The organism is Pseudomonas sp. VMV1 (genome assembly GCF_056790235.1).
On sequence record NZ_JBXGSE010000002.1, the window covers coordinates 880,878 to 892,833 of the forward strand.

Here is an 11,956-nt window from a genome sequence, read left to right on the forward strand (position 1 = left end):
CAAATTTAGCCCGGTGGAGAATCGAAACCATGCATCCTCGCGTCCTCGAAGTCACACAGCGGTTGGTGGAACGCAGTCGTCCGACCCGTGAGCGTTACCTCGCCATGATCCGGGCCGCCGCCAGCGACGGTCCGCAGCGCGGCAAGCTGCAATGCGCCAATTTCGCCCATGGCGTCGCCGGGTGTGGATCCTCGACGGATAAGCAGCGCCTCCGTTTGATGGACCAGGCCAACGTCGCCATCGTTTCCAGCTACAACGACATGTTGTCGGCTCATCAGCCCTACGAGCACTACCCGGAGCTGATCAAACAGGCCCTGCGCGAGATCGGCTCCGTCGGTCAGTTCGCCGGTGGCGTGCCGGCCATGTGCGACGGCGTGACCCAGGGTGAGGCCGGCATGGAGCTGAGCCTGGCGAGTCGTGAAGTCATCGCCATGTCCACTGCGGTGGCCCTGTCGCACAACATGTTCGACGCGGCGCTGCTGCTGGGCATCTGCGACAAGATCATTCCCGGCCTGATGATCGGCGCGCTGCGCTTCGGCCATCTGCCGATGATCTTCGTCCCTGGCGGCCCCATGCCATCGGGCATCTCCAACAAGGAGAAGGCACGCGTGCGCCAGGCCTTCGCCGAGGGCAAGGCCACCCGCGAAGAGCTGCTGGAATCGGAGATGAAGTCCTACCACAGCCCCGGTACCTGCACCTTCTATGGCACCGCCAACACCAACCAGGTGGTGATGGAAGTGATGGGCCTGCACCTGCCGGGTTCTTCCTTCGTCAATCCCTACACCCCGCTGCGTGACGAACTCACCCGCGAGGCGGCGCGCCAGGTGACCCGCATCACTCACCAGGGCGGCAACTTCATGCCGCTGGGCGAGATCGTCGATGAGAAGTCCATCGTCAACTCGGTGGTCGCCCTGAGCGCCACCGGTGGCTCGACCAACCATACCCTGCACATCCCGGCCATCGCCCAGGCCGCCGGCATCCAGCTTACCTGGGACGACATGGCCGAGATCTCGGCGGTCACCCCGACCCTGGCGCAGGTCTATCCCAACGGCAAGGCCGATGTGAACCATTTCCACGCCGCCGGTGGCGTCAACTTCATGGTGCACACCCTGCTCGAAGCCGGGCTGCTGCACGAAGACGTCAACACCATCATGGGCCATGGCCTGTCGCGCTACCTGCAGGAGCCCTTCCTGGTGGACGGCAAGCTGGAGTGGCGCACCGGGCGCGCCGAGAGCCTGGACGAAGACATCCTACGTCCGGCCAGCCGCCCGTTCAACGAAGAGGGTGGCCTGCGCGTCATGCAGGGCAACCTCGGCCGCGGGGTGATGAAGGTGTCGGCCGTGGCGCCCAAGCACCAGCTGGTGGAAGCGCCGGCGCGCGTCTTCCACGACCAGAGCGAATTGGCAGAGGCCTTCAAGGCCGGCCAACTGGAGCAGGATTTCGTCGCGGTGGTACGCTTCCAGGGACCCAAGGCCCTGGGCATGCCCGAGCTGCACAAGCTCACTCCCTATCTTGGTGTGTTGCAGGACCGTGGTTACAAGGTGGCTCTGGTCACCGACGGCCGCATGTCCGGCGCCTCGGGCAAGGTTCCGGCGGCGATTCACGTCTGTCCGGAAGCCATCGATGGCGGTCCGCTGGCCAAGGTCTGTGACGGTGATCTCATCCGCGTCGATGGGCGTACCGGGGAACTGAAGATTCTGGTTCCGGCGGACGAATGGATGGCCCGCCAGGCGGTCGAAGCGCCCCAGGGCACCGGGGTAGGCTGTGGTCGTGAGTTGTTCGCCTTCATGCGCGGCGCCATGAGCACGGCTGAATCGGGTGCCAGTGCATTCACTTCCAGCCTGGAGGCGCTGAAATGAGTTTGGCTTTGGTTGGCGACATCGGGGGCACCAATGCCCGCTTCGCCCTGTGGCGCGACGGTCGCCTGGAGGCCATCGAGGTCTTCGCCTGTGCGGATTACGCCTGTCCGGAAGACGCGGTACGCAAGTACCTGGCGCAGACCGGCGTGGCGCTGGATGACATCACCGCCGTGTGCCTCGCCTGCGCGGGCCCGGTTGGCGAGGGTGACTTCCGCTTCACCAACAATCACTGGGTGATCAAGCGCGAGCAGTTCTGCCGCGAGCTGGGTCTGACCCATCTGCTGCTGATCAACGACTTCACGTCCATGGCCTGGGCCATCGCCCGCCTGGATCCGGCCGACTCCGTACAGGTCCGTGACGGCATCGCCTTGCCGACCCGTCCGCGCCTGGTGATCGGCCCTGGCACCGGCCTGGGTCTCGCCAGCCTGGTGCCCAGTGGCAAGGATCGCTGGATCGTGCTGCCGAGCGAGGGCGGTCACGTCGATCTGCCGATCAACACCCAGCGTGAATTCGATATCTGGAAGATCCTCAAGCGCCAGTTCGGCAATCACGTCTCCGCTGAGCGCGTGGTGTCCGGCAGCGGCCTGGTCAACCTCTATCATGCGAGCTGCGAGCTGGACGGCCGTACCGCCGCCCTGCACAGCGCGGCGGACATCTGCGAGCTGGCGCTCAAGGGCGATCCCTATGCCGACGCGGTGCTGGAGCAGTTCTTCATCTGGCTGGCGCGGGTGGCCGGAAACGCGGCCCTGACCCTGGGCGCCCTGGGTGGCGTCTATATCGCCGGCGGCATCCTGCCGCGCTTCGTCGAGCGCTTCCAGAGCGGGGCCTTCGCCCATGCCTTCGCTGACAAGGGCAAGACCAGCAGCGCCTATCTCAAGGACATCCCGGCCTGGCTGGTGACAGCCGAATATCCGGGACTGTTCGGTGCCGGCGTCGCCCTGGATCAGACCATCGCCGAAGCGCGGCAGGCCTGATCCACCCCGGGGTCAGGCGACTACTCAAGGTCGCCCGGCCCCGGTATGCTGCCGGCACTACCGGTAGCTGGCCTCTGGCCAGAACAACAAGAGCGAACATCGCCATGTCCACCCTGGGCAAATCTCTCCTGATCGTCGACGACGACGGGGAAATCCGTGAGCTTCTCGACACCTATCTCACCCGTGCCGGCTATCTGGTGCGTACCGTTGGCGACGGCCGGGAGCTGCGCCGGGCGCTGGGTGACTTCGTCCCCGACCTGCTGATCCTCGACGTCATGCTTCCCGGCGAAGACGGCTTCGCCCTCTGCCGCTGGATGCGCGAGCAATCGAGCTGCCGCCAGGTGCCCATCATCATGCTCACCGCCAGCTCCGATGAAGCCGACCGGGTCATCGGCCTGGAACTGGGCGCCGACGACTACCTGGGCAAGCCCTTCAGCCCTCGCGAACTGCTGGCGCGCATCAAGGCGCTGCTGCGCCGCGCCGGCTTTGGCGAAACGCGTCCGGTGGCTACGGGTTTGCTGACCTTCGACGACTGGCGCCTGGATCCGGTCAGCCATCGGCTGTTTCACCGCGACGGCGAGGAGGTCATCCTGTCCGGCGCCGATTTCACCCTGCTCAAGCTGTTTCTCGATCATCCCCAGCAGATCCTCGACCGCGACACCATCGCCAATGCCACCCGTGGGCGTGAGGTGCTGCCGCTTGAGCGCATCGTCGACATGGCGGTGAGTCGCCTGCGCCAGCGTCTGCGGGATACCGGCAAGTCGCCGCGGCTGATCCGTACCGTGCGGGGTTCCGGGTATTTGCTCGCCGCCGAGGTCAGCGGGCTGGTCGCCGATGCGGTGTAGCGGCTCACTCACTCGGTTGGTGCCACGTTCCCTGCTGGCGCGCATGCTGCTCCTGACCTTGCTGGCCGTACTCCTGGCCCAGGGCGCCTCGGCGCTGTTCTGGTCCGCGTCCCTGCGCAGCGACCGCAACCAGGGCCTGCAGACGGCGGCCCGCAGCCTGGGCTATTCCATCGCCGCCAGCGTGCGCTATTTCAGCCTGCTGCCGCCGGCCTATCGCCCGCTGGTACTGGAACAGCTGCGCAACATGGGCGGCACGCGCTTCTTCGTCTCCCTGAACGAAAAACCACTGACCATGCAGGCGTTGCCGGCGACCCCGGGGCGTCGCGCGGTGCTGCAGGAGGTCGAAACGGTGCTGCGTGAGCGCCTGGGCGCCACCATGCCCATGTACGTGGAATTCATCGGCCCGCAACAGCTGCGCCTGTTCAACGGCGCGGTGGCGCTCGACGACCTGCCGCGCTCCTGGGCGCACTATGCGCTAAGCCTGGAACCCCTGGAGCCACCGGTTCTGGTGACCCAGATCCGCATCGGTGAAGGGGAGTGGGTGTACCTGGCGACCCTGATGCCGGCGCCTTACTACAGCCTGGACGAATCCTGGCTGCCCTTGCAGCAGCTGCTGTTCATGGTCTTCAGCAGCGCCTTCCTGCTGTTGTTCATCGGCCTGCTGATCCGCTGGCAGAGTCGCCCGCTCAAACGCCTGTCGCGCGCCGCACGGGAGCTGTCGCTGGAGGTCCATACGCCGCCGGTGCGGGAAGAGGGCGCCCAGGAGATCCGCGAGGTCACCCGCGCCTTCAATGCCATGCGTGAACGCATCGCCCGCTATCTGGACGAGCGCGCCCAGCTGTTCAGCGCCATCTCCCACGACCTGCGCACCCCTATCACCCGGCTGCGGCTGCGTGCCGAGCTGGTGGACGACGAGGTGATGCAAGCCAAGCTGGTGCGTGACCTGGATGAGCTGGACCTGCTGGTCAAGGGCGCCCTGCAGTGCGTCAAGGACACCGACATCCACGAGAACCTGGAGCCGGTCGATCTCCAGGCATTGCTGCTGCAACTGGTGGAGCCCTTCACCCAGGAGCAGCCGCCGCGGGCCCGTCTCACCGGCGAGGCCCAGGGCACTCTGTTGGGCAAGCCCCTGGCGCTCAAGCGCTGCATCGGCAACCTGCTGGACAATGCCCTCAAGTATGGCCATCGCGCCCACCTGCAGGTGGAAGACGACGGCCATGTCTTCGTCCTGCATGTCGACGACGAGGGGCCTGGCGTGCCGGAGCAGGAGCTGGAGCAGGTCTTTCAGCCCCATGTAAGACTGGCTACCGATCGCCATGGTTACGGCCTCGGCCTGGGCATCGCCCGCAACCTGGCCCACGCCCATGGCGGCGAGGTAGAGCTGCGCAATCGCCGCGAGGGTGGTCTGCGGGTGACCCTGACGCTACCTCGTAGCTAGTGTGGTGGTCCAGAAGCCGACCGCACAATCTGGTGGCGCTTTTTTTGCCCAGGTGGCGTTGCCACTACTTGCCATGGCGCTGTTAGGACTCGGCGCGGCGCCTGGCCTGAGCAAAAGAATCACCTGCCAATTCTTGCTCGAACTCTAAAACACCACGCTAGACACTGGTCGGCCGCTATGTCACCAGTCCGTGACAAAACTCCTTCCCTTCGTTACCCACGGCCGCAGTCGTCTGACTAGACTCGGCCCAGCTCCAATAAAAAAACAACAAGGAACGACCCCTCATGAATGCGTTGAATCGTCTCGCTCTCGCCGTTTCCCTTTCCTGCGCCGCCGTCGTCGCCCCCCTGACCGCCCATGCCGGTGAGGTCGAGGTGCTGCACTGGTGGACCTCCGGTGGCGAGGCTCGCGCTGTCGATGTCCTCAAGCAGCTGATGCAGAAGCAGGGCGATACCTGGAAGGACTTCGCCGTGGCCGGTGGCGCTGGTGAAGCCGCCATGACCGTGCTCAAGACCCGCGCCGTATCCGGCAACCCGCCGTCCGCTGCCCAGCTGAAAGGCCCCGACATCCAGGAATGGGCCAGCATGGGCTTCCTGGCCAACATCAGCGACATCGCCAAACAGGGTAACTGGGACACCATCCTGCCCAAGCGCGTGGCCCAGACCATGCAGCATGACGGCGAGTACGTCGCCGTGCCGGCCGGCATCCACCGCATCAACTGGCTGTGGATCAACCCCGCCGTCTTCAAGAAGGCCGGCGCCAAGGTCCCCACCACCCTGGACGAATTCTTCGAAGCCGCCGACAAGCTGAAGGCCGCTGGCGTCGTACCCCTGGCCCACGGGGGTCAGAACTGGCAGGACGGCACCATCTTCGAATCCCTGGTCATGGCCATCATGGGCCCGGAAGGCTACGACAAGGTCTTCGTGCAGACCGATGCCGACACCATCCGCAGCGACAAGATGGTCGAGGTCTTCAAGACCTTCAAGCGCATCAAGGGCTACGTCGATCCCAACGCCGCCGGTCGCGACTGGAACCTGGCCACCGCCATGGTCATCGAGGGCAAGGCAGGCATGCAGATCATGGGCGACTGGGCCAAGGCGGAATTCACCGCTGCTGGCAAGAAGCCGGGCGTCGACTACGAATGCGTGGTCATGCCAGGCACCCAGGGCGACTTCATCTACAACATCGACTCCCTGGCCATGTTCAAGATCAAGAACAAGGACAACCAGAAGGCCCAGGACGATCTGGTGCGCACCGTCATCGACAAGCCCTTCCAGGAGGTCTTCAACCTCAACAAGGGTTCCATCCCGGTGCGTAACGACATCGACCTGTCCAAGTTCGACAGCTGCGCCCAGCAGTCCGCCAAGGACTTCCAGGCGGCCAACGCCGATGGCAAGGCCGAGCCGAGCATGGCGCACAGCATGGCCAACACCAGCTACGTGCAGGGCGCGATCTTCGACGTGGTGACCAACTTCTTCAACGACGCCAACGCCGATCCGAAGAAGGCCACCGAGCAACTGGTCGCCGCCATCCAGGCCGCGAAGTAAGCGCAAACAGCCATCGGTGAGGATTGTTTATCGCGGCCGTAGGCCGCTCCTACAGGCCAACCATCGGCTGTAGGAGCGGCCCATGGCCGCGATCATCCAACTGCCTGACGCCAAGATAATACCACCCCTGGGAATGCCTCCATGGCTCTTACCGAAACTCTTCCCGCGACGGCGGTCACCCGGCGTCCGGACCGGCTGCAGCGCCTGCTGCCCAAGCTGGTGCTGGCGCCCACGGCCATCGCCATGGTCGTCTGCCTCTATGGCTACATGCTGTGGACGGCGGTGATCTCCTTTACCAATTCGCGCTTCCTGCCCAGCTACAATTTCGCCGGTTTCGCCCAATACGCGCGGCTGCTGGAGAACGACCGCTGGCTGGTTGCCTGCAAGAACCTGGCGATCTTCGGCGGCCTGTTCATCCTGCTAAGCCTGGCCATCGGCGTCTTCTTCGCCATCCTGCTGGACCAGCGCATCCGCCGCGAAGGCTTCATCCGCACCATCTATCTCTACCCCATGGCGCTGTCGATGATCGTCACCGGTACCGCCTGGAAATGGCTGCTCAACCCCGGCATGGGCTTGGACAAGCTACTGCGCGACTGGGGCTGGGAAGGCTTTCGCTTCGACTGGCTGGTGGACCCCGACCGGGTCATCTACTGCCTGCTGATCGCCGCCCTCTGGCAGGCCTCGGGTTTCGTCATGGCGATGTTTCTCGCTGGTCTACGTGGTGTGGATTCCTCCATCCTGCGCGCCGCCCAGGTCGACGGGGCAGGGCTGCCCACCATTTACCTGCGCATCGTCCTGCCGAGCCTGCGGCCGGTGTTCTTCAGTGCGGTGATGATCCTCGCCCACATCGCCATCAAGAGCTTCGACCTGGTCATGGCCATGACCGCGGGTGGCCCCGGCTACGCCTCGGACCTGCCGGCGGTGTTCATGTATCAGCACACCTTCACCCGCGGCCAGATGGGCCTGGGTTCGGCCAGTGCGGTGCTGATGCTTGGCGCGGTGCTGGCGGTGCTGGTGCCCTACCTCTACTCGGAATTGCGGAGCAAGCGAAATGGCTAAGGCTCTGAACGTCAATCGCGTGGCCATCCACGCCACCCTGATCATCGCCTGCGCGGTCTATCTGGTGCCGCTGCTGGTGATGCTGCTGACCAGCTTCAAGACCCCGGACGATGTCCGTACCGGCAACCTGCTGAGCCTGCCTCTGGACTGGACGGTGATCGGCTGGCTCAAGGCCTGGGACGTGGTGCACAGCTACTTCTGGAACTCCTTCATGATCACCGTCCCAGCGGTGCTCATCTCCACCTTCATCGGCGCGCTCAACGGCTACGCCCTGTCGAAGTGGCAGTTCCGTGGCTCGAACCTGCTGTTCAGCCTGTTGCTGTTCGGCTGCTTCATTCCCTTCCAGGTGATCCTGCTGCCGATGTCCTTCACCCTCGGCCAGCTGGGCCTGGCCAACACCACCGCCGGCCTGGTGCTGGTGCATGTGATCTACGGCCTGGCCTTCACCACGCTGTTCTTCCGCAACTACTACGTGGGCATTCCCGACGCCCTGATCAAGGCGGCGCGGCTGGACGGGGCGGGCTTCTTCACCATCTTCTTCAAGATCCTGCTGCCGCTGTCCACGCCCATCGTCATGGTCAGCCTGATCTGGCAGTTCACCCAGGTGTGGAACGACTTCCTGTTTGGCGTGGTGTTCGCCAGCGGCTCGTCACAGCCCATCACCGTGGCCTTGAACAACCTGGTCAACACCAGCACCGGTGCCAAGGAATACAACGTCGACATGGCCGCCGCCATGATCGCCGCGCTTCCGACCCTGCTGGTCTACATCTTCGCTGGCAAGTATTTCGTCCGGGGCCTGACCTCGGGCGTGGTCAAAGGATAAGGAAGGCCACCATGGCAGCTCTCGAACTCAAAAGCGTACGCAAGACCTACGGCAACGCCGCCCAGGAAGCCCTCAAGGGCATCGATATCCGCATCGATGCCGGTCAGTTCCTCATCCTGGTCGGGCCCTCCGGTTGCGGTAAGTCCACCCTCATGAACGCCATCGCCGGCCTCGAAGACATCAGCAGCGGCGCCATCTGCCTGGATGGCGAGGACGTCACCCAGGTCGAGCCCAAGGACAGAGACATCGCCATGGTGTTCCAGTCCTACGCCCTGTATCCGACCATGACCGTGCGCGAGAACATCGCCTTCGGCCTGAAGATCCGCAAGACCCCCAGGGAGCAGATCGACGCCGAGGTGGCGCGCGTCGCCAAGCTGCTGCAGATCGAGCACCTGCTCGAGCGCAAGCCGGCGCAGCTCTCCGGTGGCCAGCAGCAGCGGGTGGCCATGGGTCGCGCCCTGGCGCGCCGGCCCAAGCTTTATCTGTTCGACGAGCCGCTGTCCAACCTCGACGCCAAGCTGCGGGTGGAGATGCGCACCGAGATCAAGCTGATGCACCAGCGCCTGCAGACCACCACCGTCTACGTCACCCACGACCAGATCGAAGCCATGACCCTGGGCGATCGGGTCGCGGTGATGAAGGATGGCGAGGTGCAGCAGTTCGGCACCCCCGAGGAGATCTACAACAACCCGGCCAATCTCTTCGTCGCCAGCTTCATCGGCTCGCCACCGATGAACTTCGTGCCGGTGCGCCTGGAAGCGCGCGAGGGCAGGGTGGTCGCCCGCGTCACCGGCGATACCGGCGACAGCCAGGTGGATTTGCCCGATCTGGATCCGGCGCTCGCGGGGCGAGAGGCTATCCTTGGGGTGCGTCCGGAGCAGATCCAGTCGGCGCATCCGGCGGACAACGCGGTGCCAGGCATCCTGACGCGGATCCAGGTGGTCGAGCCGACGGGTCCCGACACCCTGCTGTATGCCGAATGGAACGGCACCAAGGTCTGCTGCCGGGTCGCTCCGGGGGAAGCGCCGCGGGCCGGCGACCAGGTGCTGTGGCGGATCGATTCGCGACGGGCGGTGCTGTTCGATCCTGCGAGCGGTCGCCGACTTTCTTGAACGTAGCTCATGGCTGAAACGTTACAGCAATGGTAAGGTCCGCCCGCCGCCGCGCCTGAGGTCGGGTTGCGGCCTTACCAGAGGCCCGGGATTGACCCCCGGCTGCCGTGACAGACAGGAGAACAGGAATGGCACTACCCCGAGTCGTGGTCTTTGGCGAAGCCCTCACCGACATCGTCCAGGGCAATCCTGGCGAATGGCGGGGTTACCCGGGTGGCGCCCCCTGGAACGTGGCGCGCGGCCTGGCCCGGCTGGGTGTGGACAGCGCCTTCGGCGGCGCCATCAGTCAGGACGGCCTGGGTGACGAGATCGCCTGGCAATCGGAAACCGCCGGCCTCGATACCCGCTTCCTGCAGCGCGTCGCCGCCGACCCCCTGGTGGCCATCGTGCCATCGAGCCGCCCACCGCGCTATTTCTTCGCGGGCGAAGCCGATCTCCAATTCGATCCGGCGCTGCTGCCCGAAGGCTGGCTCGACGCTGCCGAAGTCTGCCATTTCAGCTGCATCAGCCTGGCTCGCTATCCGCTGGCCGACACCTTGCTGGACCTGGCGCGCAAGGCCAAAGCCGCCGGCAAGCGCCTGAGCTACGACCCCAACTGGCGCAACCTGATGGATGACCGCTATCGCCAGCAGACCTTCCCCGAACTGGTGCGCCTGGCCGACGACATCAAGCTGTCCGACGAAGACATCCGCCAGATCTACCCCGGGCTGGACGAGCGTGCCGCGCTGGACGAGTTGCGCGCCCTCAATCCCCACGCCCGTATTCTTTTCACTCGCGGCGAGCACGGTCTGGTGCTCTATACGCCGGAAGGCGAGTGGCAGCAGGCTGCCATCGCCGTGGACGTGGCCGACACCGTGGGTGCCGGTGACGCCTGCATGGCCGGCTGGCTGGCCTCGGGCCTGCTGGGCCTGACCGATCCGCAGCAGCGCCTGAGATTCGCCGCCGCCAGTGCCTCGGTGTCCTGCCGTCACGCCGGCGCCTATGCGCCGACTCGCGCCGACGTGGAAGCCCTGCTGCAGGTGAGTCCCCACTGAGACGTTTTCCCACAACAATAATAGCCGCCAAGGAAACCCGATGGACTTCCCCGATTTTCGTCGTCGCGACACCCTGCTGGAGCACGTACGCCAGACCCTGGCGTTCTACCATCCCCGCTGTGTTGATCCGCAAGGCGGCTTCTATCATTTCTTTAAGGACGACGGGACGGTCTATGACCGCCAGACCCGTCACCTGGTCTCCAGCACCCGTTTCGTCTTCGATTTCGCCATGGCCTATCGACACTTCGGCGACCCGGCCTATCTGGACGCGACCCGTCACGGCCTGAGGTTCCTGCGCGAGCGGCATCGCCAGGCCAATGGGGGCTATGCCTGGCTGCTCGACGGCGACACCGTGGTGGATGGTACCAACCATTGCTATGGCCTGGCCTTCGTGGTGCTGGCCTATGCCCACGGCCTGCTCGCCGGAATCGAGGAAGCCCGTGGCTGGCTGAGCGAAGCCTGGGAATCCCTGGAAACCCATTTCTGGCGCGAAGCCGACGGCCTCTATGTCGACGAGATCAGCGCCGACTGGCAGACCGTTTCATCCTATCGCGGCCAGAACGCCAACATGCACGCCTGCGAAGCCCTGCTGGCCGCCTTCGAGGCCAGCGGCGAGACGCGCTATCTGGATCGCGCCGAGACGCTGGCCCGCAACATGACCCAACGTCAGGCGGCCTTGACCAAGGGGCAGGGCGGTGTGGCCGACCAGGTCCCCGACGGCCTGATCTGGGAGCACTACCACAGCGACTGGTCCATCGACTGGGACTACAACCGGGATGATCCGGCGAATCTGTTCCGGCCCTGGGGCTTCCAGCCTGGGCACCAGATCGAATGGGCCAAGCTGCTGCTGATCCTTGAACGCCATCGCCCTCAGCCCTGGCTGCTGCCCCGTGCCAAGGAGCTGTTCGACGTGTCCTGGCGCCTGAGTTGGGATGGCGAGCACGGTGGCCTCTACTACGGTTTCGCCCCGGATGGCTCGCCCTGCGATCCGGACAAGTATTTCTGGGTGCAGGCCGAGGCCCTGGCCGCCGCGGCGCTGCTGGCGGAGCGCAGTGGCGAGGCCCGCTATTGGGAACACTATGAGGCGCTCTGGCGCTACAGCTGGACGCATTTCATCGATCACGAGCACGGCGCGTGGTGGCGCCTGCTCGACCGTCGGAACCACAAGTACTCCGACGACAAGAGTCCGGCCGGCAAGGTCGACTACCACACCATGGGTGCCTGTTACGAAGTCCTCAACGTCCTGCCGTAAGTATTAGAGACGC

The 11,956-nt window shown here is 65.0% G+C and carries 10 protein-coding genes; all 10 read left to right on the plus strand.

The features are described from left to right. The first annotated feature begins 29 nt into the window (after positions 1-29). The 10 genes from edd (at position 30) to ACUCV0_RS09640 (ending at position 11,943) form a co-directional block, all read left to right on the plus strand. Positions 30-1,859 (plus strand): phosphogluconate dehydratase, encoded by a 1,830-nt coding sequence (gene edd / locus ACUCV0_RS09595; protein ID WP_313647337.1) that lies wholly within the window; start codon positions 30-32, stop codon positions 1,857-1,859. After that, on the plus strand, positions 1,856-2,833 hold the full coding sequence (locus ACUCV0_RS09600) for a glucokinase (RefSeq protein ID WP_007158679.1): 978 nt from the start codon (positions 1,856-1,858) through the stop codon (positions 2,831-2,833). The genes edd and ACUCV0_RS09600 overlap by 4 nt, the downstream gene beginning before the upstream one ends. A gap of 104 nt (positions 2,834-2,937) precedes the next feature. Continuing rightward, the gene (locus ACUCV0_RS09605) at positions 2,938-3,678 is read left to right on the plus strand and encodes a response regulator (protein ID WP_059315196.1); all 741 of its coding nucleotides are present in this window, start codon (positions 2,938-2,940) and stop codon (positions 3,676-3,678) included. Continuing rightward, positions 3,668-5,116, plus strand: coding sequence for an ATP-binding protein (locus ACUCV0_RS09610; RefSeq protein ID WP_313647338.1), 1,449 nt, complete (start codon positions 3,668-3,670; stop codon positions 5,114-5,116). The genes ACUCV0_RS09605 and ACUCV0_RS09610 overlap by 11 nt, the downstream gene beginning before the upstream one ends. Before the next feature lie 284 nt (positions 5,117-5,400). Beyond that, a complete protein-coding gene (locus ACUCV0_RS09615; RefSeq protein ID WP_059315194.1) occupies positions 5,401-6,663 on the plus strand; it encodes an ABC transporter substrate-binding protein in 1,263 nt (420 codons plus the stop codon). 141 nt (positions 6,664-6,804) lie between these two features. Continuing rightward, positions 6,805-7,722 (plus strand): carbohydrate ABC transporter permease, encoded by a 918-nt coding sequence (locus tag ACUCV0_RS09620; RefSeq protein ID WP_059315193.1) that lies wholly within the window; start codon positions 6,805-6,807, stop codon positions 7,720-7,722. Continuing rightward, a complete protein-coding gene (locus tag ACUCV0_RS09625; protein WP_058772994.1) occupies positions 7,715-8,545 on the plus strand; it encodes a carbohydrate ABC transporter permease in 831 nt (276 codons plus the stop codon). The genes ACUCV0_RS09620 and ACUCV0_RS09625 overlap by 8 nt, the downstream gene beginning before the upstream one ends. A gap of 11 nt (positions 8,546-8,556) precedes the next feature. Continuing rightward, positions 8,557-9,657, plus strand: coding sequence for an ABC transporter ATP-binding protein (locus ACUCV0_RS09630; RefSeq protein WP_158895354.1), 1,101 nt, complete (start codon positions 8,557-8,559; stop codon positions 9,655-9,657). A 128-nt stretch (positions 9,658-9,785) separates the two neighbouring features. Beyond that, entirely contained in the window at positions 9,786-10,691 is a 906-nt protein-coding gene (locus ACUCV0_RS09635) for a PfkB family carbohydrate kinase (RefSeq protein ID WP_313647339.1), read from the plus strand. A 40-nt stretch (positions 10,692-10,731) separates the two neighbouring features. Then, positions 10,732-11,943, plus strand: a complete 1,212-nt coding sequence (locus ACUCV0_RS09640; protein ID WP_313647340.1) for an AGE family epimerase/isomerase — start codon at positions 10,732-10,734, stop codon at positions 11,941-11,943. Positions 11,944-11,956: the final 13 nt, after the last annotated feature.